26 protein-coding genes are annotated in these 24808 nt (G+C 70.7%); all 26 read left to right on the forward strand.

The features are described 5' to 3' along the window. Positions 1–281: 281 nt before the first annotated feature. A complete protein-coding gene (gene fliL / locus U3649_RS12335) occupies positions 282–776 on the forward strand; it encodes a flagellar basal body-associated protein FliL (protein WP_407351617.1) in 495 nt (164 codons plus the stop codon). A gap of 8 nt (positions 777–784) precedes the next feature. Then, the gene (gene fliM, locus U3649_RS12340; RefSeq protein ID WP_407351618.1) at positions 785–1795 is read left to right on the forward strand and encodes a flagellar motor switch protein FliM; all 1011 of its coding nucleotides are present in this window, start codon (positions 785–787) and stop codon (positions 1793–1795) included. Then, entirely contained in the window at positions 1792–2130 is a 339-nt protein-coding gene (fliN, locus tag U3649_RS12345; protein WP_407351619.1) for a flagellar motor switch protein FliN, read from the forward strand. The genes fliM and fliN overlap by 4 nt, the downstream gene beginning before the upstream one ends. Continuing rightward, entirely contained in the window at positions 2127–2537 is a 411-nt protein-coding gene (gene fliO / locus U3649_RS12350; RefSeq protein ID WP_407351620.1) for a flagellar biosynthetic protein FliO, read from the forward strand. The genes fliN and fliO overlap by 4 nt, the downstream gene beginning before the upstream one ends. Position 2538: 1 nt before the next feature. After that, on the forward strand, positions 2539–3300 hold the full coding sequence (fliP, locus tag U3649_RS12355) for a flagellar type III secretion system pore protein FliP (protein WP_407351621.1): 762 nt from the start codon (positions 2539–2541) through the stop codon (positions 3298–3300). Positions 3301–3436: 136 nt separating this feature from the next. Then, entirely contained in the window at positions 3437–3706 is a 270-nt protein-coding gene (locus U3649_RS12360) for a flagellar biosynthetic protein FliQ (RefSeq protein ID WP_407351622.1), read from the forward strand. A 3-nt stretch (positions 3707–3709) separates the two neighbouring features. After that, positions 3710–4504 carry a flagellar biosynthetic protein FliR gene (gene fliR / locus U3649_RS12365; RefSeq protein ID WP_407351623.1) on the forward strand — a complete coding sequence of 265 codons (795 nt, stop codon included), beginning with the start codon at positions 3710–3712 and terminating at the stop codon, positions 4502–4504. Positions 4505–4579: 75 nt separating this feature from the next. Beyond that, on the forward strand, positions 4580–5716 hold the full coding sequence (flhB, locus tag U3649_RS12370; protein WP_407351624.1) for a flagellar biosynthesis protein FlhB: 1137 nt from the start codon (positions 4580–4582) through the stop codon (positions 5714–5716). Between the two features lie 17 nt (positions 5717–5733). After that, entirely contained in the window at positions 5734–7791 is a 2058-nt protein-coding gene (gene flhA / locus U3649_RS12375) for a flagellar biosynthesis protein FlhA (protein WP_407354611.1), read from the forward strand. A gap of 163 nt (positions 7792–7954) precedes the next feature. Next, on the forward strand, positions 7955–9403 hold the full coding sequence (gene flhF / locus U3649_RS12380) for a flagellar biosynthesis protein FlhF (protein ID WP_407351625.1): 1449 nt from the start codon (positions 7955–7957) through the stop codon (positions 9401–9403). Continuing rightward, entirely contained in the window at positions 9390–10247 is an 858-nt protein-coding gene (locus U3649_RS12385) for a P-loop NTPase (RefSeq protein WP_407351626.1), read from the forward strand. The genes flhF and U3649_RS12385 overlap by 14 nt, the downstream gene beginning before the upstream one ends. Further along, entirely contained in the window at positions 10244–10996 is a 753-nt protein-coding gene (locus U3649_RS12390; protein ID WP_407351627.1) for an RNA polymerase sigma factor FliA, read from the forward strand. Before U3649_RS12385 ends, U3649_RS12390 begins: the two co-directional genes overlap by 4 nt. A 40-nt stretch (positions 10997–11036) precedes the next feature. Beyond that, the gene (gene cheY, locus U3649_RS12395) at positions 11037–11429 is read left to right on the forward strand and encodes a chemotaxis response regulator CheY (protein WP_407351628.1); all 393 of its coding nucleotides are present in this window, start codon (positions 11037–11039) and stop codon (positions 11427–11429) included. After that, positions 11429–12037, forward strand: a complete 609-nt coding sequence (locus tag U3649_RS12400; RefSeq protein ID WP_407351629.1) for a protein phosphatase CheZ — start codon at positions 11429–11431, stop codon at positions 12035–12037. Before cheY ends, U3649_RS12400 begins: the two co-directional genes overlap by 1 nt. Before the next feature lie 2 nt (positions 12038–12039). Next, positions 12040–13875, forward strand: coding sequence for a chemotaxis protein CheA (locus U3649_RS12405; protein ID WP_407351630.1), 1836 nt, complete (start codon positions 12040–12042; stop codon positions 13873–13875). A 61-nt stretch (positions 13876–13936) separates the two neighbouring features. Further along, positions 13937–14677, forward strand: coding sequence for a flagellar motor protein (locus U3649_RS12410; RefSeq protein ID WP_407351631.1), 741 nt, complete (start codon positions 13937–13939; stop codon positions 14675–14677). Positions 14678–14690: 13 nt separating this feature from the next. After that, positions 14691–15629 carry a flagellar motor protein MotD gene (gene motD, locus U3649_RS12415; protein ID WP_407351632.1) on the forward strand — a complete coding sequence of 313 codons (939 nt, stop codon included), beginning with the start codon at positions 14691–14693 and terminating at the stop codon, positions 15627–15629. Then, complete coding sequence (locus U3649_RS12420) at positions 15629–16411, forward strand: ParA family protein (protein WP_407351633.1); 783 nt, start codon at positions 15629–15631, stop codon at positions 16409–16411. Before motD ends, U3649_RS12420 begins: the two co-directional genes overlap by 1 nt. After that, positions 16408–17088, forward strand: coding sequence for a chemotaxis protein CheW (locus tag U3649_RS12425; RefSeq protein WP_407351634.1), 681 nt, complete (start codon positions 16408–16410; stop codon positions 17086–17088). The genes U3649_RS12420 and U3649_RS12425 overlap by 4 nt, the downstream gene beginning before the upstream one ends. 178 nt (positions 17089–17266) lie before the next feature. After that, the gene (locus tag U3649_RS12430) at positions 17267–17554 is read left to right on the forward strand and encodes a lipid asymmetry maintenance protein MlaB (protein WP_407351635.1); all 288 of its coding nucleotides are present in this window, start codon (positions 17267–17269) and stop codon (positions 17552–17554) included. Between the two features lie 21 nt (positions 17555–17575). Next, a complete protein-coding gene (locus U3649_RS12435) occupies positions 17576–17941 on the forward strand; it encodes a response regulator (protein ID WP_407351636.1) in 366 nt (121 codons plus the stop codon). A gap of 37 nt (positions 17942–17978) precedes the next feature. Next, on the forward strand, positions 17979–19925 hold the full coding sequence (locus U3649_RS12440; protein WP_407351637.1) for a chemotaxis protein CheA: 1947 nt from the start codon (positions 17979–17981) through the stop codon (positions 19923–19925). Between the two features lie 54 nt (positions 19926–19979). Continuing rightward, positions 19980–21176, forward strand: coding sequence for an OprO/OprP family phosphate-selective porin (locus U3649_RS12445; protein WP_407351638.1), 1197 nt, complete (start codon positions 19980–19982; stop codon positions 21174–21176). Between the two features lie 249 nt (positions 21177–21425). Then, positions 21426–23711, forward strand: a complete 2286-nt coding sequence (locus U3649_RS12450; RefSeq protein WP_407351639.1) for a methyl-accepting chemotaxis protein — start codon at positions 21426–21428, stop codon at positions 23709–23711. A 125-nt stretch (positions 23712–23836) separates the two neighbouring features. Next, positions 23837–24325 (forward strand): chemotaxis protein CheW, encoded by a 489-nt coding sequence (locus U3649_RS12455; protein ID WP_407351640.1) that lies wholly within the window; start codon positions 23837–23839, stop codon positions 24323–24325. An 86-nt stretch (positions 24326–24411) separates the two neighbouring features. Continuing rightward, entirely contained in the window at positions 24412–24801 is a 390-nt protein-coding gene (locus U3649_RS12460) for a hypothetical protein (RefSeq protein ID WP_407351641.1), read from the forward strand. Positions 24802–24808 lie beyond the last annotated feature (7 nt).

Below are 24808 nucleotides of genomic sequence, written 5' to 3' on the forward strand. Positions count from 1 at the left end.
GGAATCGGGAGTCGCGGAGCAAGCTCCGCTCTACGCGGTGCGGGCGGCGCCGGCGCGGCGCCATGCCAGATCTGCCCCGACTGAAGGGAACCGGCGACGGGATTCCGCCGCGCCGGTCCCCGGACGGCGGGACCCGGCGCGACCGGAGGTCGGTGCCGGATCGACCGCCGCGCGACCGGAGGCCGATACCGGGCCGGCGAGCACGCGGCCGCCGGGAAACCGCCGCCGTCGCGGCACGGCGATTGCATCTGTACGGCGAACCCCGCAAGAGACCTCCGCACGTGGCCGCCGCAGCAGACACCGCCAGATCCCAGATCCCACCCCCGAAGAAGGGCCACAAGCGGCTCGTCCTCATCCTCGTCGCCGTCGCGATGCTGGCCGCCGCCGGCGCCGGCGTCGCCTGGATGCTGCTCGGGCGCGACGCCGCCGCCGAGCCGGCCGCCGCCCTGCCTGCCCCGGCCCAGTACTTCCCGCTCGCCCCGCCGTTCGTGGTGAACCTCGCCGGCCCCGCCGGCAGCCCGCGCTACCTGCAGGTCGAGGTGCAGCTGATGTCCCGCGACCCGGTCGCGTTCGCCCAGCTGCAGCAGCACGCCCCGGCGATCCGCGCGCGCCTGCTGATGCTGTTCGCGCAGCAGACCAGCACCGGCATCGCCGACCGCGCCGGCAGGGAACGCCTGCAGGCCGCGGCCCTGGCCGAGGTGCAGCAGCTGCTCGAGGCCGAGACGGGCCACCCCGGCGCCGACGCGCTCCTGTTCACCAGCTTCGTCACCCAGTAGGGATCGCCATGAGCAATGACCTGCTCTCGCAGGAAGAGATCGATGCGCTGCTGCACGGCGTGGATTCCGGCGTGGTCGACACCGAGCCGGAGCCTGCGCCCGGCGAAGCCGTCTCGTACGACTTCGCCAGCCAGGACCGGATCATCCGCGGCCGGATGCCGACCCTGGAGATGGTCAACGAGCGCTTCGTGCGGCTGTGGCGGATCGGCCTGTTCAATCTCATCCGCCGGTCCGCCGAACTGTCGGTGCGCGGGATCGAGCTGGTCAAGTTCGGCGACTACCTGCACCAGCTGTACGTGCCCACCAACCTCAACCTGATCCGTTTCAAGCCGCTGCGCGGCACCGGGCTGATCGTGTTCGAGCCGAAACTGGTGTTCAGCGTGGTCGACAACTTCTTCGGCGGCGACGGTCGCTATCCCACCCGGATCGAGGGACGCGACTTCACGCCGACCGAGATGCGGGTGATCCAGCTGATGCTCAAGCAGACCTTCGCCGACCTGGCCGAGGCGTGGGCGCCGGTGCTGGACGTGCAGTTCGAGTACATCAATTCCGAGGTCAACCCGCACTTCGCCAACATCGTCACCCCGCGCGAATACGTGGTGGTCAGCCGCTTCCACGTCGAGCTGGAAGGCGGCGGCGGCGAGATCCACGTCACCCTGCCCTACTCGATGCTCGAGCCGATCCGCGAGCTGCTCGACGCCGGCATCCAGAGCGACCGCATCGATCGCGACGACAGCTGGAACGAGATGCTGCGCGAGCAGCTGCAGTCCGCCGAGGTCACCGTCTCCAGCGTGCTGGCGAACAAGCGCATCGACCTGCGCCAGCTCACCCGCCTGAAGGTCGGCGACGTCCTGCTGATCGACCTGCCGCGCCACGTGCCGGTGTGCGTGGAGAACATCCCCGTCTTCACCGGCGAGTTCGGCACCGCCAACGGCAACAACGTGGTGAAGATCGTCGCCACCAGACCGCCCGGCACCGAGCCGGCACGCCTCCCCGACATCCAGGAAACGCAAGCATGAACCCCAACGACGCCCTGGCGGCCAGCCCCGCCGAGTTCGACGACCTGCAACCCGAGTCCGCCGGCGAAGCCCAGGACCTGAGCCTGGACATGATCCTGGACGTGCCGGTGGCGCTCTCGCTGGAAGTCGGCCGCACCCGCATGCCGATCCGCAACCTGCTGCAACTCAACCGCGGCTCGGTGATCGAGCTCGAGCGCGGCGCCGGCGAGCCGCTCGACGTCTACGTCAACGGCACCCTGATCGCCCACGGCGAGGTGGTGGTGATCAACGACCGCTTCGGCATGCGCCTCACCGACGTGGTCAGCCCGAGTGAGCGGATCCGGAGGTTGCGGTGATCCTTGCCGCGGCCACCGCAGCCACCGCCGCGGCGCCCGCCGCCGCCAGGGTCGGCGCCCATGCACCGTCGGGACCCGGCCTGATCGGCGGGTTCTTCGCCCTGGTGCTGGTGCTCGGCCTGATCGTCGGCCTGGCCTGGCTGCTCAAGCGCATGCCCGGCGGCGGATTCCGCCAGGCCGACGGGCTGCGCATCGTCGCCAGCGTGCAGCTCGGCGCCAAGGAGCGCGCGTTGGTGGTGCAGGTCGGCAACGACCAGCTGCTGCTCGGCGTCGGCCCCGGCACCGTGCGCACGCTGCACCGGCTGCCGCAGCCGCTGCCCGAGGCGCCCGCGGCGCAGATGCCGCAGTTCAAGAAACTTCCCGACTTCTCCCAGCTGCTGGCACAGCGGCTACGCAAGGGGCCCTGACATGTTCCGCCATTGCCTGACCGCCCTCGTCGGGATCTTCCTGCTCGCCCTGCCGCTGCTGTCGATGGCGGCGCCCGCCGCCGCGCCGCAGCTGCCGGCGCTGCCCGACATCACCGTGGCCAACATCGGCGATGCGCCGGTGAGCCTGCCGCTGCAGACCCTGCTGCTGATGACGGCGATCACCCTGATCCCGTCGATGCTGCTGGTGCTGACCGCGTTCACCCGCATCATCATCGTGCTCGGCCTGCTGCGGCAGGCGTTGGGGACCGGCCAGACACCGTCCAACCAGGTGCTGGTGGGGCTGGCGCTGTTCCTCACCGCGCTGGTCATGACGCCGGTGTGGGAGAAGGCCTGGAGCGCGGGGTTCGGCCCCTATCTCAACGGCGAGATCGACTTCCGCGCCGCCTGGGCCCTCGGCACCGAACCGCTGCGCGCCTTCATGCTGGCGCAGGTGCGCGAGACCGACCTGATGACCTTCGCCGGCCTGGCCGGCCACGACACCTATGCCGGCCCCGCCGACGTGCCGTTCCAGGTGCTGGTGGCATCGTTCGTCACCAGCGAGCTGAAGACCGCGTTCGAAATCGGATTCCTGATCTTCATCCCCTTCATCATCATCGACCTGGTGGTGGCCAGCGTGCTGATGTCGATGGGCATGATGATGCTCTCACCGATGCTGGTCTCGGCGCCGTTCAAGATCCTGCTGTTCGTGCTGGTCGATGGTTGGGTGCTTACCGTCGGCACGCTTGCCGCCAGCTTCAATTGAAGCTGGCGGGAATCGGGAATGGGGAATCGGGAATCGTGAAAACCGACCGCCTACATCAACTCCCGCCGATCCAGTCGGCCGACGTCTTCCCTGCTTTGCGATTCCCCATTCCCCACTCCCCATTCCCGGCTTTCCAATGACTCCCGAACTCGCCCTCACCGAACTGCGCCTCGGCCTGCAGGTGGCGCTGTGGGTCGGCGGCCCGCTGCTGATGACGGTGCTGGTGGTCGGCGTGGTCGTCGGCGTGGTGCAGGCCGCCACCCAGCTCAACGAGCCGACCATCGCCTTCATCGCCAAGGCGGCGGCGCTGACCGCGGCGCTGTTCGCGCTCGGCAGCTTCCTGTTGATCTATCTGGTCGACTACACGATCACGCTGTTCCAGCGGATCCCGCACCTGATCGGCTAGCCAGTGGATACCGCCACCGCCATGGCCATCGACGGCCAGCAGGCCTTCGGCATGATCGGCGCGCTGCTGTGGACCGGATTGCGGGTCGGCGCGCTGCTGATGGCGATGCCGCTGATCGGCACCCGCGCGATCCCGGCCCGGATCCGGGTGCTGGCGTCGCTGGCGCTCGCCGCGGCGCTGGCGCCGATCCTGCCGCCCGTGCCCGAGTGGACCGGCTTCGACGCCGTCACGGTGCTCACCGTCGCCCGCGAGCTGGCGATCGGCGTGGCCATGGGCTTCATGCTGCGGCTGGTGTTCGAGGCCGGCGCCCTGGCCGGGGAACTGATCTCCCAGGGCACCGGGCTGGCGTTCGCGCAGATGAGCGATCCGCTGCGCGGGGTCAATTCCGGCGTGATCGGGCAGTGGTTCTACATGGCGTTCGGGCTGCTGTTCTTCGCCGCCAACGGCCACCTGGCGATGATCGCCCTGCTGGTACGCAGCTACGAGGCCCTGCCGATCGGCGCCACCCTGCCCGACGTCACGGCGATGCTGGAGGTGGCGCCGGCGTTCTTCTCGGCGGTGCTGCGCGGCGCCCTCGGCCTGGCGCTGCCGGTGATGGTGGCGATGCTGGCCTCGAACCTGGCGTTCGGCGTGTTGGCGCGTGCCGCACCGGCGCTCAACCCGATCCAGCTCGGCCTGCCGGTCGCGGTGCTGCTGGGCATGTTCCTGCTGGCGCTACTGGCGGGCGAACTGGGGCCGCCGGTACAGCGGCTGTTCGACCAGGCGTTCGACGCCTCGGGCCGCGTCTACGCCCCCTGACCAGCGCACGCCGGCACGCCGCGGCACGGCGCTTGCACGGCTGCCTGGGCCCCCATCCCCGCAGGACGCCCGGCCATGGCCGAGAACGAGAACGGCCAGGAAAAGACCGAACAGCCCAGCGAGAAACGCCTGCGCGAAGCACGGGAGAAAGGCGATGTGCCGCGCTCGCGCGAGCTGGCCACCGCCGCGGTGTTCGGCGGCGCGGTGCTGGCACTGCTGTCGGGCGGTGGGATGATGGCACGCGGTGCCCTGGCGTGGATGCGGACCGCGCTCACCCCCGACCTGGCGCTGCGTGAAGCGCCTGCGGAGCTGTTCGGCCATGCCGGCATGCTGCTGCTGCGGCTACTGATGGCCGTGGCACCGCTGATCGCGGTGGCGCTGCTGGCGGGCTTCGCCGCGCCGGTGCTCATGGGCGGCCTGCGCTTCGCCGGCAAGTCGCTGGTGCCCGACTTCAAGCGCCTCAACCCGCTCGCCGGGCTCAAGCGCATCTACGGCCCGGAGGGCCTGGCCGAGCTGGTCAAGTCGCTGCTGCGGGTGGTGCTGGTCGGCGGCGCCGCCGCCTTGTGCATGTGGCCGGGCATCCGGCTGCTGCGCTCGATGCTCAACCAGCCGGTCGAGCAGGCCGCGCGCAGCGGCCTCGGCTTCGCCCTGACCATGCTGCTGGCCACCGCCGCGGCGCTGCTGCTGCTGGCCTCGATCGACGCGCCCTACCAGAAGTGGAACTGGCGGCGGAAACTGAAGATGACCCGCCAGGAACTGCGCGAGGAGCTGAAGGAGGTCGAGGGCAGGCCCGAGGTCAAGGGCCGCATCCGCCAGCTGCAACAGCAGATGTCGCAGCGACGGATGATGGAGGACGTACCGACCGCCGACGTAATCGTGCTCAATCCGACCCACTATGCGGTGGCGCTGAAATACGACGGCGGCGGCATGGGCGCGCCGAAGATCGTGGCCAAGGGCGTCGACGAGATCGCCCTGCGCATCCGCGAGGTCGGCGAGCGCCACCGGGTCGCGCTGGTCTCGGCGCCGCCGCTGGCACGCGTCTTGTATCGGGAAGGCCAGATCGGCCAGGAAATTCCCGTGAGACTGTATGCCGCCGTCGCCCAGGTGCTGTCCTACGTCTATCAGCTGCGCAGCTGGCGCCCGGGCACCGGGCCTCAGCCGCTACTGACCGATGTCGAGGTCGACGAGCACGACGGGGCCGCACCGCGATGAGCGCCACCGCCCCGTCGATGGATGCCCGGCGCATCCTGGCGCTGCTGCGCCAGGGCCTGGGCGCGCCGCTGCTGGTGCTGGCGCTGCTGGCGATGATCGTGGTGCCGCTGGCCACGCCGGTGCTCGATGCACTGTTCAGCTTCAACATCGCGCTGTCGCTGGTGGTACTGCTGGCGGTGGTCTACGTGCAGCGGCCGCTGGACTTCAGCATCTTCCCGATCGTGCTGCTGGTCACCACCATGCTGCGGCTGGCGCTCAACGTCGCCTCCACGCGGGTGATCCTGCTCAACGGCCACGATGGCGGTGGCGCCGCCGGCCGCGTCATCGAGGCCTTCGGCGAGTTCGTCATCGGCGGCAACTACGCCGTCGGCCTGGTGGTGTTCGCGATCCTGACCATCATCAACTTCGTGGTGGTGACCAAGGGCGCCGGGCGCGTTTCGGAAGTCACCGCGCGCTTCATCCTCGACGCCATGCCCGGCAAGCAGATGGCGATCGATGCCGACCTCAACGCCGGCATGCTCACCCGCGACGAGGCCAAGGCCCGCCGCGAGGAGGTGCGCCAGGAGGCGGATTTCTACGGGGCCATGGACGGTGCCAGCAAGTTCGTCCGCGGCGACGCCATCGCCGGCATCCTGATCCTGTTCATCAACCTGGTCGGCGGCCTGGCGATCGGCGTGCTCAGCCACGACATGTCGATGTCCGATGCCGCCTCCACCTACGTGCTGCTGTCGATCGGCGACGGCCTGGTGGCGCAGCTGCCGTCGCTGCTGGTGTCCTCGGCGGTGGCGCTGCTGGTCACCCGCGCCTCGCGCAGCCAGGACATGGGCGGCGCGGTCACCGGCCAGGTGTTCGGCCAGTATCGGGCGCTGGCGATCGCCGCCGGCATCCTGTTCGTGGTCGGCGTGGTGCCGGGCATGCCCAACGTCGCGTTCCTGACGCTCGCCGCGCTCACCGGCTATGCGGCCTGGAAGATGCGGCGACGGACTCTCGACGCCGAACAGACCGCCAACGATCCGTCGCTGCCGGTGCCCGAGCCGTCCGGCCCGGCCGAGCTGGGCTGGGACGAACTGCGCCCCGTCGACCCGTTGGGCCTCGAGGTCGGCTACCGCCTGATCCCGCTGGTCGACAAGGCCCAGGGCGGCGAGCTGATGGCGCGGATCAAGGCGGTGCGCCGCAAGCTCACCCAGGACATCGGCTTCCTGATCCCGCCGGTGCACATCCGCGACAACCTCGAGCTGCCGCCGTCCGGCTACCGGATGCTGATACATGGCGTGCCGGTCGCGACCGCGGAGGTCCACCCCGACCGCCTGCTGGCGCTCGACCCCGGCGGCGCGTTCGGCACCCTCGAGGGCGTTCCCGGCAAGGACCCCGCGTTCGGACTGGACGCGATCTGGATCCAGCCGCATCAGCGCAGCCACGCCGAGTCGCTCGGCTACACCGTGGTCGATCCGGCCACCGTGATGGCCACTCACCTCTCGCACCTGGTGCGCGAGCAGGCGCCCGAGCTGCTTGGCCACGAGGAAGTGCAGCAGCTGCTCGCCACCCTGGCCAAGAGCGCGCCGAAGCTGGTCGAGGACCTGACGCCCAAGGCGCTGCCGCTGTCGGTGGTGGTGCGCGTGCTGCAGAACCTGCTCGTCGAGCGCATCCCGTTGCGCCAGCTGCGCCGCATCGTCGAATCGCTGGTCGAGCACGCGGCGCAGAGCCAGGAGCCGGCGCAGCTCACCGCCGCGGTCCGCGCCGCGCTCGGCCGCTTCATCGTCCAGGAGATCGCCGGCATGGCGCCGGAACTGCCGGTGTTCACGCTGGCGCCGGCGCTGGAACGGGTCTTGCAGGACTCCGCGCAGGGCTCGGGCGCCGCGCTGGAACCGGGACTGGCTGAACGGCTGCAGCAGAGCCTGGCCGATTGCGCCAGCAGGCAGGAAGCCAGCAACGAACCGGCGGTGGTGCTGGTGCCCGGTGCGGTTCGCGCCGCGCTGGCGCGCCTGGTCCGCCACAGCGTGCCCTCGCTCTCGGTACTGGCCTACACGGAAGTGCCCGAGGACAAGCGGCTGAAGCTGGTCGGGACGATCAGTTGAGAGCCGGGATTGGGGATTGGGGATTCGGGATTGGCAAGAGCGGGAGACGCGGCGACATGAGACACGACACAGCAGGCAAGGGACAAACGCGGACGAGATGGCCATGCGCCGTCTTCGCCGTTGCGAATCCCCAATCCCCAATCCCCAATCCCGGCTTTTCACCATGAAGATCAAGCGATTCGTCGCCCACGACATGCGTACCGCCCTGCAGCTGGTGCGCGCCGAGCACGGCCCGGACGCGGTGATCCTGTCCAACCGCCACACCGACGACGGCGTGGAGATCGTCGCCGCAAGCAATTACGACGAGGCCCTGGTGCAGCGCGCGCTCGACGCGGCGCGCGAGCCGGCCCGGGCGGCGGCGGAGCGGGCGGTGTTCGAGGTCCCCGACGGCCCCGCCACCGACGCCTTCGCCGCGCTGCGCGCGAAGGATCCGGCGCCGGCCGCTGGAACGGCCCCGCCATCGCCCGGCGCCGATATCCCGGCAGCGGCGGTGCGCAACGCCGATCCGGCTCCCGAATTCGCCGCCGCTTTCGCCGCGGCGCGCCATCCGGTTGCGGCCGCCCCAGTTCCCGCCCGCGATCCGCTGCCCGCGCCCGCCACCATTCCGGCTTCGGCTTCGGCTTCGGCTTCGGCTCCGGCACCGGCGGGGCCCCTCCCTGCCGCCGCCGCACCGGCGCCCGCGCCGGTTCCGGCTGCGGCGACCAGCGATGCGCAGCTGGTGGAGATGCGCAACGAGCTGTCGCAAATGCGGCAGATGATCGAGCGCGAGATGGCGCGCCTGACCGACGAGCGCCTGCGCGGTTCACCGGTGCGCGCCCAGGCCATGGACCTGATGGAGGACTACGGCTTCGATGCCGGGATCACCCGCGACGTGGTGCTGCAGATCCCTGCCGACACCGAGCCGCACCGCGGCCGCGGCCTGATGCTGGGGCTGATCTCGAAGCGGCTGCCGATCTGCCCGGTCGATCCGCTGCACGAAGCCGGGGTGATCGCCCTGGTCGGCCCGACCGGCGCCGGCAAGACCACCACGATCGCCAAACTCGCCGCGCTCTATGCCTCGCAGCACCAGGCGCGCGACGTGGCGCTGGTCACCACCGACACCGCGCGCATCGGCGGGCGCGAGCAGCTCTACAGCTATGGCCGCCAGCTCGGCATCGCCGTGCACGAGGCCGACAGCGAGGCCGGCCTGCTGCAGCTGCTGCAGCGCCTGCAGGACTACCGCCTGGTCCTGGTGGACACCGCCGGCCTGAGCCAGCGCGATCGCGCCCTCGCCGGCCAGCTGAACTGGCTGCGCGCCGCCAGGCAGGTGCGCACGCTGCTGGTGCTGCCGGCCAACTCGCACCACGCCGACCTCGACGAGGTGGCGCGCCGCTTCCGGGGCGCCAGGCCGCAGGGCGTCGTGCTCACCAAGCTCGACGAGACCGGGCGCCTGGGCAGCGCCCTGTCGACCGTGGTCGACCACGAGCTGCCCCTGACCTGGATCACCGACGGCCAGCGGGTGCCCGACGACCTCCATCGCGCCAACGCGGCCCACCTGGTGCTGCGGCTGGACGATCTTCGCCGCGCCGCAGCGCGTCCCGACACCCAGGAGTTCGACCATGCCGTCGCGTGAGTCCCAGAACATCAGCGCTCCCGCCATGCATCCGATCCGCACCCTCGCGATCACCGGCGGCAAGGGCGGCGTCGGCAAGACCAACGTCTCGGTCAACCTCGCGGTCGCCCTCGCCGAACTCGGCAAGCGCACCCTGCTGCTCGATGCCGACCTCGGCCTGGCCAACGTCGACGTGCTGCTCGGGCTGTCGCCGCGCTACACCCTGGCCGACCTGGTATCCGGCCGCTGCGGGCTCGAGGACGTGCTGATCGAGGGACCGGCCGGGCTGCTGGTGGTGCCCGCGGCCTCCGGGCGCCGGCACATGGCCGAGCTGCGCCCGGCCGAGCACGTCGGCCTGGTCAACGTGTTCAGCGACCTCGAGCGCGAGCTCGACGTGATGGTGGTCGACACCGCCGCCGGCATCACCGACAGCGTGCTGACCTTCTGCCAGGCCGCACAGGACGCGGCGATCGTGGTCTGCGACGAGCCGGCCTCGATCACCGACGCCTACGCGCTCATCAAGGTGCTGTCCCGCGAGCGCGGCGTGAACCGGGTGCAGGTGATCGCCAACATGGTGCGCAGCCAGAACGAGGGGCGCGGCCTGTACGACAAGCTGTCGCGGGTCTGCGAGCGCTTCATCGGCGACGTGTCGCTGAACTACCTCGGCGCGGTGCCGCAGTGCGACTGGCTGCGCCTGGCGGTGCAGCGCCAGCAGGCGGTGGTCCGCGCCTACCCCGCAAGTCCGTCCGCGCGCGCACTGGGCGAGATCGCCCGACGCGCCTCCCGCTGGCAGGCGCCGGCGGCGCCGCGCGGAAACGTCGAATTCTTCGTCGAACGCATGATCAGGCAGGGAGCACCGGCATGAACGTCGCCGCCCGGCAGTACAGAGAAGTGCAGCGCGCCACGGCCGGCGAGTACGTCGCCAGCCATTCCGAACTGGTCCGTCGCATCGCCCACCATCTGGCCGCGCGGCTGCCGGCCAGCGTCGACGTCGACGACCTGATCCAGGCCGGCATGATCGGCCTGATCGAGGCCTCGCGCAGCTACGACGCCGACCAGGGCGCCTCGTTCGAGACCTACGCCTCGATCCGCATCCGCGGCTCGATGATCGACGAGATCCGCCGCGGCGACTGGGTGCCGCGCTCGGTGCACCGCCGCGCCCGCGAAGCCGCCGCCGCGGTGCGCCAGATCGAGCAGTCCTCCGGGCGCGCCGCCAGCGCGCAGGAGGTCGCGGCGCGCATGGACATGCCGCTACCGGACTACCTGCGGCTGCTCGAGAACGCGGCGCGCGGCCAGGTGCTCAGCCTGGACTCGCACATCGACGACCACGGCGAGGTCGAGACCGGCGTCCGCGGCGGCCCGTCCCCGGAACAGACCCTGGAGCGCAGCGAGTTCGGACGCGAGCTGGTCGGCGCCATCGGCCAGCTGCCCGAGCGCGAACAGCTGGTGCTGTCGCTGTATTACGAGCAGGAGCTCAACCTCAAGGAGATCGGCGCCGTGCTCGGGGTGAGCGAGTCGCGCGTGTGCCAGATCCACGGCCAGGCGGTGCTGCGGTTGCGCGGACGCCTGAAGGCGTTCGAGGCCGCCGACGCCGGGCTCGACAGCGACGAGTGACCCGTCGCCCGCACCCCCTTCAAGTATCTGGAGTCCCCAAGTGAACAAGAACATGCGCATCATGATCGTCGACGATTTCTCGACGATGCGCCGGATCATCCGCAACCTGCTCGGCGATCTCGGCTTCACCAACACCGCCGAGGCCGAAGACGGCCACAGCGCGCTGGCGGCGCTGCGCCAGGCGCCGTTCGACTTCGTGGTCACCGACTGGAACATGCCGAGCATGACCGGCATCGAGCTGCTGCGCGCGATCCGCGCCGACCAAGCGTTGCGCACGTTGCCGGTGCTGATGGTGACCGCCGAGGCCAAGCGCGAGCAGATCATCGAGGCCGCGCAGAGCGGCGTGAACGGCTACATCATCAAGCCGTTCACCGCGCAGACCCTGGAAGAGAAGCTGTCGAAGATCTTCGAGCGACTGGCGGCGCCCGCGTGATGGAGACCGCCGACGAACACGCCGCGCTGATCGAGCGGCTCAGGGTGGCGCTCGAGGCGCTGGAGAGCGGCGACGAGGCTGCGTGGCGCCGCGAGGTGGACATGCTGGCCAAGGCGCGTGCGCGACCGCTGGTGCGCGGGCTCGGGCGCCTGGCGCGCGAGCTCGACGAGGCGCTGGGCGAGCTGCCCCCCGCGGGCGCCGCCACGGCCGGCGAGCTCGACGACGCCTGCGCGCGCCTGGACCACGTGGTGGCGATGACCGAGCTGGCCAGCCACCGCACCCTCGATCTCACCGAGGCCTGCCGCGGCCTGGTCGAGCAGCTGCGCCAGACCGGCCTGGCCCCGGCGCAGGAGGACCTGGTGGTCCAGATCCACGCGCAACTGGGCGAGATGGCGCTGGCGCAGAGCTACCAGGACCTGACCGGGCAGATCATCCGCCGCGTGGCGATGATCGTGCGGCGGGTGCACGAGGGCTTCGGCGCGCTCGGGCTCCCGCCCAGGCCCGACGACAGCGATACCCGCGCCAGCGGCCCCGCCCTGCCCGGCGTCGACCGCCATGGCGTCAGCCAGGGCGACGCCGACGCGTTGCTGTCCGACCTCGGGCTGTAGCCATGGGCGCGATCTCCCCGGACATCGCCGCCGACTTCATCGTCGAGGCGCGTGAGCTGCTCGACCGGCTCGGCGAGCAGCTGGTGGCGCTCGAGCAGGATCCTGGCGACCGCGAGCAGCTCAACGCGGTGTTCCGCGCCTTCCACACCCTCAAGGGCGGCGCCGGCTTCCTCGGCATCGAGCCGGTAGTGGCGCTGTGCCATGCCGCCGAGGAGACCCTGGGCGCGGTGCGCAGCGATACCGCCCGCCTGCAGGCGCGTCACTTCGACGCCGCCCAGCAGTCGATCGACTGGCTGCAGGCGATGCTCGACGCGGTCTCCGCCGGTGAGGCGCCGGAACATGCGCCGCCGGCGCTGATCGCACAGTTCGGCCTGGCCGGCGAGCCGGCACAGGCACAGGCTGCAGCGCCGGCCGCCGGCGACCTGATCACCGACGACGAATTCGAGGCCCTGCTCGACCAGCTGCAGGGCGCGCGCCCGGCGGCGGCGAAACCGGCGCCGGCGCCGGACGCGATGATCGACGACGACGAATTCGAGGCATTGCTCGACCAGCTGCACGGCGGCGCGGCGCCGGGAGCCGTCGCTGTCGCGCCCGCCGCGGCGGCGGTCCGGCCCGCGGCGCCCACCCTGGCACGGCCTTCCGCGCACGGCGGCGCGCCCTCGGCGGTCCCGGCACGCGCCGCGGCCGCCGAGGGCGACCAGACCGTGCGCGTCGAGACCCGCCGCCTGGACGCCATCGTCAACCTGATCGGCGAGATGGTGCTGGCCCGCAACCGCCTCAAGATCATCCGCGCGCGGCTGCGCGACGAGGAACTGGACCGCGTGGTCGGCGCGCTGGACGTCGCTACCGCGCGCCTGCAGACCGCGGTGATGCGCACCCGCATGCAGCCGGTGGGCAAGGTGTTCTCGCGCTTCCCCAAGGTCGCGCGCGATGTCGCGCGCTCGCTGCAGAAGGAGGTCGAACTGGAGCTGGTCGGCGCCGAGACCGAACTGGACCGCAACCTGGTCGAAGCACTGGCCGACCCGCTGGTGCACCTGGTGCGCAATGCCATCGATCACGGCATCGAGCAGCCGGGCCTGCGCGAGGCCATCGGCAAGCCGCGTGCCGGGAAGGTCCGGCTGATGGCGCAGCAGGAGGGCGATTACGTCGGCATCGAGGTGCAGGACGACGGCGCCGGCATCGACGCCGAGCGACTGCGCGTGAAGGCTCGCGAGAAGGGACTGATCGACGGCGAGGCAGCGGCGCGCCTGACCCCGGACGAATGCCTGCAGCTGATCTTCCTGCCCGGCTTCTCGACCAAGGCCGAGGTGACCGACATCTCCGGTCGCGGCGTCGGCATGGACGTGGTGCAGTCGCGCATCCGCGAGCTCAGCGGCCAGATCCAGATCCACTCCGAACTCGGCCGCGGCAGCCGCTTCTCGATCCGCGTTCCCCTGACCCTGGCGATCCTGCCGACCCTGCTGGTGCAGGCGGGCGACGTCGCCTACGCGCTGCCGCTGGCGCGTGTGCGGGAGGTGCTGCATGCGTCCGCCGGCTCGGTCAGCTGGTTCGACGGCCGCGCCGTGCTCGACCGCCAATCGCATGCGCTGTCGCTCGTGGACCTGCGCGGCTGGCTCGGCCTGCCGCCGCTGCAAGCGCCGCTGCTGACGGTGGTGGTGCTGCAGATGGGCGAAAGCCGCTTCGGGCTGGTCGTCGACATCGTGCAGGGACGCGAGGAGGTGGTGATCAAGCCGTTGCCGCGCTCGCTGCGCGGACTGACCGGCTACGCCGGCGCGACCCTGATCGGCGATGGCCGCATGGCGCTGATCCTCGACGTCGACGGCCTGCGCGCCCGCTAGGGCGACCGCGCCGCCCGTCATGTCAACTCAAGTCTCGGACCCCGGGGTCGATATCAAAGCCATGGACATCCTCAGCGTGGTCGGAATCGTGCTCGCCATCGGCGCGCTGCTTGGCGGCAGCGTGCTCAAGGGCGCGGGTCTGTCCTCGCTATGGTCGGCGGCCGCCTTCGTCATCGTCATCATCGGCACCACCGCGGCGATCTTCCTGCACACACCGCCGCAGGTGTTCAAGCGCGCGCTGCGGATCGTCGGGTGGACGGTGCGGCCACCGGGCGGCGACCGCAAGGCGCTGCTGGCGCAGTTGCTCGAATGGAGCAACGTGGCGCGGCGCCAGGGACTGCTCGGACTGGAGAGCCGGGTCGCCGAGCAGACCGATCCGTTCCTGAAGAAGGGCCTGCAGATGCTGGTCGACGGCCTGGAACCGGAAGCGATCCGGCACATGCTGGAGATCGAGCTCGACGGCGAGGAGCACAAGGACCTGGCCGCGGCCAAGGTGTTCGAGGGCATGGGCATCTATGCCCCGACGCTGGGCATCGTCGGCGCGGTGTTCGGCCTGATCGCGGTGATGAAGAACCTGGCCGACCCGAGCAAGCTGGGCCACGGCATCGCCGCCGCGTTCACCGCGACGATCTACGGCATCGCCTCCGCCAACCTGTTCTTCCTGCCCATCGCCGCCAAGCTCAAGAGCGTGATCGGCCGCCGCAGCGGCGAGCGCGAGATGATCATCGAGGGTCTGATCGCGATCGCGCAGGGCGAAAACCCGCGCAACATCGAGGCCAGGCTGGCCGGCTTCCTGCATTGAACCGGGCACGGGCATGGCGCGCCGCAAGAGACACGACGAGCACAACAACCACGAGGCCTGGGCGATCCCCTACGCCGACCTGATGACGCTGCTGCTGGCATTCTTCGTGGTGATGTACGCGGTTTCCTCGCTCAACGAGGGCAAGTATCGCGTGCTGTCCGATTCCCTGGCCATCGCCTTCAGCGGCCAGCCGCGCTCGCTGAGCCCGCTCGAGGCCGGCGACCACCAGGTCACCGATCCCGGCCCGCCCGCGTCGTGGAAATCCGGCTCCAGCGGCGCGACGCCCTCCCCGGTGCTGGACTCGCCGCTGATGCCGTCGTTGGTCTCGCAGATGCGCCTGGACCGCGAGAACCGCGATGCCGGCGGCCGGGCGCCGGCGCGGGCGCGGCGCCAGCTCGACGCGATCGCCGCGCAGTTGCGGGATGCGCTGGCGCCGATGATCGAAGCCAGGCTGATCACCATCCATCGCGCCGAACTCTGGCTGGAGGTGGAGATCAACAGCGACATTCTGTTCGCGACCGGATCGGCGTCGCTGGCCGGCAGCGCACAGGAACTGCTGGCGGACCTGGCGCTGCTGCTGCGCGACACCCCGAACGCGGTGCGCGTGGAGGGCTATACCGACGACCGCCCGATCAACACCCTGCAGTTCCCGTCCAACTGGGAACTCTCGGCCGCCCGCGCCGCCAGCGTGGTGCACCTGTTCGTGCGCGAACGGATCGCGCCGCAGCGACTGGTGATGGTCGGCTACGGCGAGCACCGCCCCCGCGCGGACAACGCCACCGAGGAAGGGCGCAATCGCAACCGCCGGGTGGTGCTGATGGTGCTCGCGGCGCCCGAAGCCGACGGCGACGACATCGTCCCTGACCCGGGCGGGCCAGCGGACACGGTCGCGTCCGGGCGCACATCCGCCGACATCGCGGCCGGTACTTCCACCCCGACAGGAGCCGGATGATGCGCGTCTGGGCGATCGCCAACCAGAAAGGTGGCGTGGGCAAGACCACCACCACGCTGGCGCTGGGCCGCACCCTGGCGCTGCGCGGCCAGCGGGTGCTGTTGGTGGACCTCGACCCCCATGGTTCGTTGACCCGTGCCTTTGGCGTGCCCGCCGAACCGCCGCCGTCGGGAGTACTGGAGCTGTTCTCCACGCCGCCGCGGCCGCTCTCGGAGCTGGCGCACCCGAGTCCTCTCGAAGGCCTCGATTTCGTCTGCGCACAGACCGCGCTGGCCACGCTCGAGCGCCGCAGCGCCAGCCAGCCCGGGCTGGGCCTGGCGTTGTCGCAGGCGCTGTCGCGGCATGCCGCCGGCCACGACTACGTCCTGCTCGACTGTCCGCCCACGCTCGGGCTGCTGATGGTCAACGCGCTGGCCGCCGCCGACCACCTGGTCGTGCCCACCCAGACGGAGCCGCTGGCGTTGCACGGCCTGGCCGGCATGCGCCGCACCGGAGAAATGATCGCGCGCTCGCGCGGCCGGCCGCTGCCGGCCGCGGTGCTGCCGACGATGTTCGACCGCCGCACCCGCGTCGGCCGCGAGACGCTGCGCCAGATGCAGAAGGAATACGGCCCGCTGGCGTGGAGCGAAGCGATCCCGATCGATACCCAACTGCGCAATGCCGACATCCTGGCGCAGCAGCCGGCGACGTCCGCCCAGCCCGGGCGTGCGCTCGACGCCTACGCGCGCGCCCTCGACTGGATCCTCGCAGGGCAGGCTCGCCGCCTGGAGCGGGCTGCATGAGCGCCTTGCCCGCCGTCGACGCCTATGTCGATCTGCTGCTCTCGCCCCCGGACGCGACGCCGGCGCCCGCGCCGCAACTCGCGACGATCGCATCCAGGCCGGCGCCATCGCCTGCACCCCGCCCAACGCCCGCGGTGGCGATGCCTGTGCAGTCCATGGCGACCCCGGGGCAGCCGGCTCCGGCCGCCTTGACGCCGCCCGGCGCGGACGCGCACGACGACCACGAGCGCCGCCGCCGCGCGAGCGACCGCAGCTCGCGCTGGCTGCGGCTGTGCTGCGGGACGCAGGCTTACGCACTGGAGTTGCTGAAGATCCGCGAGGTCGTACTGCCGGCACCCTTGCTGCCGATGCGCGGCGCGACTGTGGCGATGGCCGGCGTGATGAACCTGCGCGGCCAGGTGGTGCCGGTGATCGACCTCGGCCTGCATCTCGACCAGGAGGCCGTCGACGACGGCCCCGGCGTGCGCATCGTGGTACTGGAGGAAGACGGAGAGGTGCTCGGCCTGCGCGTGTCCGCGGTGGAGGACGTCACCCGCCTGGACGAACACCAGATCGAGTCGCCGGACCACGTGCGGGTCGGCCGCAACGGCGACGACCGCTTCCGCGGCATCGCACGCCAGGGCGAGCGCCTGCTGATCCTGCTCGATGCCTCGCGCCTGCTCGGCGTCCAGGTGTGAGCCCGCGGCGCAGGCCGCGGGGCGCTGCGGCACCGACGGCATCGGGCAGCATCGGACGGCACCACGTTCGACCCGCGGCCGGGCGCCCGGGGAGGCTCCCGAACGAGTCCAGGCCTCCGCTAAAGATCCGCTCATGCGGGCCGTTAAACAGGATCGAACCATCCGTTGCGGAGTGTCGATGAACGCTGTGCCCCTGGGCGAGGATCTCGGGATCGAGTCCTGTGCCGAGCTGAAAGCGCGTCTGGCGCCCTGTCTGGCGCAGGAGCAGCCACTGCTCCTGGACGGCAGCCGGGTGGCGCGCGTGCACACCGCCGGCGTCCAGGTGCTGTGCGCACTGGCGCGCAGCCGCGCCGATGCCGGCCTGTCCACCGAACTGGACGGATGCAGCGAGGCGCTGCGCGACGCGATCCGAATTCTCGGCCTGGACGCGCAGTTCGGCCTGGCTCCCGACCAGACAACCCGCTAAAGACCCCGTGGAGGACGCCGCATGAGCGCACGCATTCTGGTAGTGGACGATTCGGCCTCGATGCGGCAGATGGTGGCGTTCGCGCTCACCTCGGCCGGCTACACCGTCGAGGAGGCCGAGGACGGCAAGGTGGCGCTGGGCCTCGCCCGGAGCGGCACCTTCAACGCGGTGATCACCGACGTGAACATGCCGAACATGGACGGCATCGCGCTGATCCGCGAATTGCGCCAGCTTCCGGCCTACAGGTTCACCCCGCTGCTGATGCTGACCACCGAATCCGGCGCCGACAAGAAAGCCGACGGCAAGGCCGCCGGCGCCACGGGGTGGCTGGTCAAGCCCTTCGACCCCAAGCAGTTGGTCGCCACCGTCCGCAAGGTCGTGAGCTGATCCGCTCCACAGCCAACCCGACCACCGGACCGCGGCCATGAACATGGATCTGCAACGTTTTCATGCCACCTTCTTCGAGGAGAGCCGCGAAGGCCTCGACGCGATGGAGGCGGCCCTTCTGGCGATCGACGCCGGCGACCGCGACGCTGAGCTGGTCAATTCGGTGTTCCGCGCGGCGCACTCGATCAAGGGCGGCGCGGCCACCTTCGGCTTCGAGGGCATGGCCGGCCTGACCCACCTGCTGGAAACGCTGCTCGACGATATCCGCGGCGGGCATCGCGAAGCGACCCGCGCCGCGCTCGATGCGATCCTGGGATCGGTCGACGTGCTGCGTGCGCTGTTGGCCGAGGCCGAGCACGGCCGCCCCGCCGACGCGCAGGAGGTGCAGGCCGCGCGTACCCGCCTGGAAGCGGTGCTCGATGCCGGGCCGGGCATGCCTGCGGCGGCGGCGAAGGCGGCCGACGCACTTCCCGAAGGCTGGAAGATCGGCTTCACGCCGGCACCGTCGCTGTTCATGAGCGGCAACGACCCGCTGCGGATCCTGCGCGAACTCGAGCACCTCGGCCCGCTCGAGGTGGCCGCCAGGCTCGACCGCCTGCCCGCCTTCGCCCAGCTCGATCCGCTCGAGGCTTGCCTGGCCTGGGATCTGGGCCTGATGGCGCAGGTACCGCGTGGCGCCCTCGACGAGGTGTTCTCCTGGGTGGAGGACGAGTGCGAGCTGGACATCCAGCCGGTCGCGGCCGCCCCCACGCCTACGGCATTGGCCGACGCCGCCGCCCCGGCCGCGGCCAAGCCGTACTCGATTTCCGAAGTCGCCGAGAGTTCGGTCCGGGTCGGCGTCGACAAGATCGACGACCTGATCAACCTGGTCGGCGAGCTGGTGATCACCCAGGCCATGCTCAAGCAGGCCAGCTCGAGCGTCGACCCGGCGCTGGCCGAGCGCCTGTTCACCGGCCTGGAGCAGCTCGAGCGCAACACCCGCGACCTGCAGGAAGCGGTGATCGGCGTGCGCATGCTGCCGGTCGACGCCGTGTTCCGCCGCTTCCCGCGCCTGGTCCGCGATCTCTCCACGCGGCTGGGCAAGCAGGTGCGGCTACGGACCCTGGGCGAAGGCACGGAACTCGACAAGAGCCTGATCGAGAAAGTCGCCGACCCGCTGGTGCACCTGGTGCGCAACGCCATCGACCACGGCCTCGAGGACCCGGTAACCCGTCGCGCCGGCGGCAAGCCGGAGAGCGGCACGATCACCCTGGCCGCCTCGCACCAGGGCGGATACATCGTCATCGAGGTCTCGGACGACGGCCGCGGCCTGAACCGCGAACGCATCCTCGCCAAGGCGAAGCAGCGCGGCCTGGCCATGCCCGAGAATCCCAGCGACGTCCAGGTCTGGGACCTGGTGTTCCAGCCCGGCTTTTCCACCAACGACGAGGTCACCGACCTGTCCGGTCGCGGCGTCGGCATGGACGTGGTGCGGCGGAACATCCAGGACCTGGGCGGCGAAGTCGAGTTGCACAGCGCGCAGGGCAGCGGCACCCGCGTGGTGATCCGCCTGCCGCTGACCCTGGCGATCCTCGACGGCATGAGCGTGATCGCCGGCGGCGAGGTGCTGATCCTGCCCCTGACCCACGTGCTCGAGGCGCTGCAGCCCGGCCAGGCCGACATCCGCACCGTGGCCGGCAGCGGCCGCGTGCTGCAGGTCCGCGGCGAGTACCTGCCGCTGGTATCGCTGGCGGACGTCTACGGCTACGGCGGCCGGCGCGAGCGCGACCCGTTGATCGTGGTGGTCGAGGGCGACGGCCAGAAGATCGCGCTGGAGGTCGAGGAGCTGGTCGGCCAACAGCAGGTCGTGGTGAAGAGCCTCGAACACAACTACCGGCGCGTCGACGGCGTCTCCGGCGCCACCATCCTCGGCGACGGGCGCGTCGCGCTGATCGTCGACGTCGGCGGCCTGGTGCGCGCGCAACGCCTTCCGCAGGCGGCCTGAGCCCCCTCTCCCCGCCCCCGGGTGCGCGGCCGCCCCGCACCCACAGGACCGTCCATGACATCCCTGCTCACCCTGGGCATCGCCGCGTCGATGCTGTCCGGCACCGCGCTCGCAGCCGGAGACGCCGGCACTCCCGGCGTCCGCGCCTGGCCGCCGGCGGCCTCCTTCGCCGACGGTGCCGAGCTGTCGGCGACCGGCAACCTCGCCTACGACCACAACGGCTTCTCGGGCGACGACGACGGCGCGGCGGCGGCCTTCGACGATGCGCACGACTGGCGCCGCAAGGAACTCGGCCTGGTCCTGAAGCGCAAGGGCATCTATGAGCTGGGAGCCGGTTTCGACTTCGCGTCGCGCACCTGGATGGATGTCGGGATCAAGCTGGACACCAGCGCCTTCGCCGGTCGCGATCTCGGCAGGCTCCGGCTCGGCCAGAGCAAGGTGCCGCTGGGCCTCGAAGGCAATACCGCCACGCGCAACACGGCCTTTCTGGAGAACTCGCTGCCCACGCAGGCGTTCTACCAGGGGCGGCGGATCGGCCTGGACTGGACCCTGGACCGGCCGCACGCGGTGTTCAACGCCGGCTACTACCACGGCGATCTGCAGGGCAACAACGCCGGCCGCACCGTGGCGGTGCGTGGAGCCTGGGTTCCGCTACGGGAGGCCGGCCGGGTCCTACACCTGGGCGCGTCCGCGACCCGGGAAGTTCCGGATGCGCGAACCGGCGAGGACGGTGCGCGGGTTCCCGCGAGCGTGCGCTGGCGGGCGAAACCGGAAGCCGCGCTGACCTCGGTGCGGCTGGTCGATTCGGGCACCCTGGCGGGCGTCGATGCGATCGACCGCCAGGGCCTGGAGCTGCTCTGGATCGGCGGGCCCTGGTCGCTGCAGGGCGAGTACCTGCGGCAGTCGACCAGCCGCGAGGAGGCCTTGCCTTCGTACTCGACCGGTGGCTACTACGTGTTCGCCAGCTGGATGGTCACGGGCGAGTCGCGCGGCTACAGCGGCGGCGGGGCATCGAACCCCAAGCCCACCGGCCGCCTCGGTGCACTGGAGCTGCTGGCCCGCTACAGCAGCCTCGACCTCGACGCCGGCGACATCGCCGGTGGCAGCCAGCGCAACCGCACGCTCGGCGCCAACTGGTATTTCGCCCGGCATTTCAAAGTCCAGGTCAACTACGTCGACGTGAAGGCCGAGCGCGGCACCAGCACGGCGGATCCAGACATCGTCGAGATGCGCACGCAGTTCAGCTTCTGACACGCTTTCCGGCGAGCGACTCGGGCCAGCCGTGCGGGCTCCGGAGCCCCGGTAGAGCCGAGCTTGCTCGACTGCGCGGGCTCCGGTGCGAAAGCTGCGGAGCGCCCCATCTCCGCCATGTCGCCGCTGCCGTTCGTCGGACGAACTTAAAGCGCAAAGCGGAGCTGTCGATAACCGTGGCGTACCGGGCATCCGCCCGGCATCCGCGCACCGCCCACGGTCCGCGAACAAACCGCTCCGGAGAGTGCCATGCGCTGGTTCCAAGACCTTTCCCTCGCCCGCAAGCTGGGCATCGCCTTCACCCTCACCACGCTGATGACGGTCGCGCTCGGCGCCTTCGCGCTGGTCCGGATGCAGGTGTCGCAGGCGCTGCTCGACGACCTCGAGGCGAACTGGGTGCCGGCGGTGTACCAGCTTGGCGAAGTGCGCGCGCAACTCGGCGAACTGCGCACCTATGAACTGGCGCAGCTGGCGCGCGCCGACGACCCAGAGGCGGTTGCCGACTACTTCAAGCGCATGGACGGCGTGCGCGAAGCGATCGCCACGGCGCACGGCGCCTACCTGGCGACCATGACCATCGGCGAGGAAGAAGCGCTGCATACCGGGGTCAAGGACCTGCTCGACCAGTACCTGCTGGCCAACAGCGACATGGGCGATGCGCTCCGTGCCGGCGACCCCGAACTCGCCCAGCAGATCTCCGACGACCGATCGCGTCCGGTCCGCCGCGACCTGTTCGAGGCGATCCTCGTGCTCAAGGACTTCAACGTTTCCCACATGGAAGGGGAAATGGACAGGGCCGACGCGGCCCACGCGAGCACCGTCACCGCGATGCTGGCCGCGCTGGCCTTGCTGTCGCTGCTCGCCGCCGCAGCCGGCTGGGTGATCACCCGCATGATCGCGCGTCCGCTCGGTGAAGCCACCCGCGTGGCCGATGCCATCGCCGAGGGCAGGCTGGAGAACCACATCGGAACGACCGCGCGCGACGAGACCGGCCGCCTGCTCGAGAGCATGCGGAAGATGCAGGCGCAGCTGCAGGCGGTGATCAACGCGCAGACCGAGATGGCGCTGCGTCACGACGAGGGCCAGATCAGCTACCGCATGGACGAGGCCGCCTTCCCCGGCGACTACGGTCGCATGGTCCACGACACCAACGCCCTGGTCGCCGCGCACATCGCGGTGAAGATGCGGCTGGCGCAGATCATGGGCCGCTATGCGGTGGGCGACCTGTCCGAGGACATGGACCGCCTGCCCGGCGAGAAGGCCGTGCTCAGCGAGGCCATGGACACCGTCAAGAGCAACCTGCAGGCGATCAACGGCGAGATCCGCCGCCTGGTCGGCGCGGCGGGCGACGGCGACTTCACCGCCCGCGGCGATGCGGCGCGGTTCGAGCATGGCTTCCGCGAGATGGTCGACGGCCTCAACCGACTGATGCAGACCACCGACGACAATCTGGCCGAGGTCTCGGCGGTGCTGCAGGCGATCGCCCAGGGCGACCTGACGGTGCGTATGCAAGGCGAGTTCCGTGGCGTGTTCGCGCATATGTGCGACGACGCCAACGCCACCGTCGCCCAGCTGGCCGACATCGTCGGCCGCATCCACCAGGCCTCCGCGGCCATCAACACCGCCTCCGCCGAGATCGCCTCCGGCAACTCCGACCTCTCGCGCCGCACCGAACAACAGGCCGCCAACCTCGAGGAGACCGCCGCCTCGATGGAGGAGCTGACCTCCACCGTCAAGCAGAACGCCGAACACGCCCGGCAGGCCAACCAGCTCGCCAACGGCGCCGCCTCGATCGCCTCCCAGGGCGGCGAGATCGTCGGCCAGGTGATCACCACCATGCGCGACATCGAGCATGCCTCGAAGAAGATCGCCGACATCATCTCGGTCATCGACGGCATCGCCTTCCAGACCAACATCCTGGCGCTCAACGCCGCCGTCGAGGCCGCCCGCGCCGGCGAACAGGGCCGCGGCTTCGCCGTGGTCGCCTCCGAGGTCCGCTCCCTCGCCCAGCGCTCGGCCGGCGCCGCCAAGGAGATCAAGGGCCTGATCGAGGACTCGGTCGCCAAGGTCGGCGACGGCTCGGCCCTGGTCAACCGCGCCGGCGAGACCATGGGCGAAATCGTCGCCTCGGTCCAGCGCGTGACCGACATCATGGGCGAGATCTCCGCCGCCTCCCAGGAGCAGGCCTCGGGCATCGAACAGGTCAACCAGACCATCGTCAGCATGGACGAGGCCACCCAGCAGAACGCCGCCCTGGTCGAGGAGGCCTCCGCCTCCGCCCACTCGACGGAAGAGCAGGCCGCGCAACTGGCGCAAGCCATCGCCTCGTTCCGCCTGCAGGAACACGCCGCCGCGGCGCCGGCCCCGGCGCGTGCGGCGGCGGCCGCACCGCGCGCCGTGACCGCGGCGATGACACCGACGAAGTGTGCCGCCGCGCCGAGGGCGGCCGGTCACCGGCAACCCGCGCGAGCGCCGAAACGCCGGGCCGCCACGGCGGCCGTCGCAGCGGCGGATGACGACTGGGCCGAGTTCTGACCTTGTCGCCGTCGACTCCCGGCAGGCCGGACCGCCGATTCTAAAGTTGCAGGCGCTCCGGCCGATCAAGCAAGCACGACTTCGATTCACCCATTGCGGCGGCGCGCCCCGGCCGAGGAGACACGATGAACGAGAATAAGAGCGGTACGCCCGATGCCTTCACCAGGGAGTTCCTGAGCTTCACCCTCGGCGACGAGCACTATGGCGTGGACATCCTCAAGGTGCAGGAGATCCGCGGCTACGACTCCGTCACCCGCGTCCCCGACGCGCCCGCCTACATCAAGGGCGTGATCAACCTGCGCGGCACGATCGTGCCGGTGATCGACCTGCGGCTGAAGCTGCACCTCGCCGAGGCGCGCTACGACAGCTTCACCGTGATGATCGTGCTGAACGTCGAGGACCGCGTGGTCGGCATCGTCGTCGACGGCGTGTCCGATGTGATCCCGCTCGCGCACGACCAGGTCCGGCCGACGCCCGAGTTCGGCGCGGCAGTGGATACCCGCTTCATTTCCGGCATCGGCACCGTCGACGAACGCATGCTGATCCTGCTCGACATCGAGACGCTCCTCGACAGCGCCGACCTGATCGCCGAGGAACTCGAAGCGGCCGCCTGACCCGCCCGTCACCTGGACCGGCGCCCGATCCGGGCGGACCCGCAGCCGCGGGCCGCCGCCAACCATCAACCCACGGAGAACCCCCGATGAAGATCCCCGCGACCCTGCTGCTGGCCACCACCCTGGCGGTCGCCGCCTACGCCGCTCCGGCGACTCTCGTCGCCCAGGAAATGATCCCGGCCGAGCAAGCCACCCGATTCATCGGCAAGACCGGCATGGTCTGCGGCAAGGTGGAGAAGACGCGCTACGCGCAGAACTCGGAGGGCGAGCCGACCTTCCTGTACATGGGCGGGACGTTCCCGCGCCACACGTTCTCCGCGCGCATTCCGGGCGACCAGCGCGGCAGCTTCCGTCCCACGCCCGAAGAGCTCGAGGGCCGCGACGTCTGCGTGATCGGCGCCATCAAGCGCGACAGCAACCGCGCCGAGATCAGCGTCACCTCGCCTTCCAACATCAAGCTGGCCACGATCAACTGAATCTCGG

Source organism: Luteimonas sp. R10 (assembly GCF_045689605.1).
GTDB lineage: Bacteria > Pseudomonadota > Gammaproteobacteria > Xanthomonadales > Xanthomonadaceae > Luteimonas.

Bases quoted from the DNA above. Each gene is read 5' to 3' on its own strand.
- U3649_RS12410 (WP_407351631.1), top strand. From the start codon at position 13,937: ATGGACATCCTCAGCGTGGTCGGAATCGTGCTCGCCATCGGCGCGCTG.
- U3649_RS12385 (WP_407351626.1), top strand. From the start codon at position 9,390: ATGCCGTCGCGTGAGTCCCAGAACATCAGCGCTCCCGCCATGCATCCG.
- U3649_RS12460 (WP_407351641.1), top strand. From the start codon at position 24,412: ATGAAGATCCCCGCGACCCTGCTGCTGGCCACCACCCTGGCGGTCGCC.
- U3649_RS12455 (WP_407351640.1), top strand. From the start codon at position 23,837: ATGAACGAGAATAAGAGCGGTACGCCCGATGCCTTCACCAGGGAGTTC.
- flhB (WP_407351624.1), top strand. From the start codon at position 4,580: ATGGCCGAGAACGAGAACGGCCAGGAAAAGACCGAACAGCCCAGCGAG.
- fliN (WP_407351619.1), top strand. From the start codon at position 1,792: ATGAACCCCAACGACGCCCTGGCGGCCAGCCCCGCCGAGTTCGACGAC.
- U3649_RS12400 (WP_407351629.1), top strand. From the start codon at position 11,429: ATGGAGACCGCCGACGAACACGCCGCGCTGATCGAGCGGCTCAGGGTG.
- fliP (WP_407351621.1), top strand. From the start codon at position 2,539: ATGTTCCGCCATTGCCTGACCGCCCTCGTCGGGATCTTCCTGCTCGCC.
- U3649_RS12390 (WP_407351627.1), top strand. From the start codon at position 10,244: ATGAACGTCGCCGCCCGGCAGTACAGAGAAGTGCAGCGCGCCACGGCC.
- U3649_RS12445 (WP_407351638.1), top strand. From the start codon at position 19,980: ATGACATCCCTGCTCACCCTGGGCATCGCCGCGTCGATGCTGTCCGGC.
- flhA (WP_407354611.1), top strand. From the start codon at position 5,734: ATGGATGCCCGGCGCATCCTGGCGCTGCTGCGCCAGGGCCTGGGCGCG.
- U3649_RS12435 (WP_407351636.1), top strand. From the start codon at position 17,576: ATGAGCGCACGCATTCTGGTAGTGGACGATTCGGCCTCGATGCGGCAG.
- U3649_RS12405 (WP_407351630.1), top strand. From the start codon at position 12,040: ATGGGCGCGATCTCCCCGGACATCGCCGCCGACTTCATCGTCGAGGCG.
- U3649_RS12430 (WP_407351635.1), top strand. From the start codon at position 17,267: ATGAACGCTGTGCCCCTGGGCGAGGATCTCGGGATCGAGTCCTGTGCC.
- U3649_RS12360 (WP_407351622.1), top strand. From the start codon at position 3,437: ATGACTCCCGAACTCGCCCTCACCGAACTGCGCCTCGGCCTGCAGGTG.
- U3649_RS12425 (WP_407351634.1), top strand. From the start codon at position 16,408: ATGAGCGCCTTGCCCGCCGTCGACGCCTATGTCGATCTGCTGCTCTCG.
- U3649_RS12420 (WP_407351633.1), top strand. From the start codon at position 15,629: ATGCGCGTCTGGGCGATCGCCAACCAGAAAGGTGGCGTGGGCAAGACC.
- U3649_RS12450 (WP_407351639.1), top strand. From the start codon at position 21,426: ATGCGCTGGTTCCAAGACCTTTCCCTCGCCCGCAAGCTGGGCATCGCC.
- motD (WP_407351632.1), top strand. From the start codon at position 14,691: ATGGCGCGCCGCAAGAGACACGACGAGCACAACAACCACGAGGCCTGG.
- fliM (WP_407351618.1), top strand. From the start codon at position 785: ATGAGCAATGACCTGCTCTCGCAGGAAGAGATCGATGCGCTGCTGCAC.
- flhF (WP_407351625.1), top strand. From the start codon at position 7,955: ATGAAGATCAAGCGATTCGTCGCCCACGACATGCGTACCGCCCTGCAG.
- U3649_RS12440 (WP_407351637.1), top strand. From the start codon at position 17,979: ATGAACATGGATCTGCAACGTTTTCATGCCACCTTCTTCGAGGAGAGC.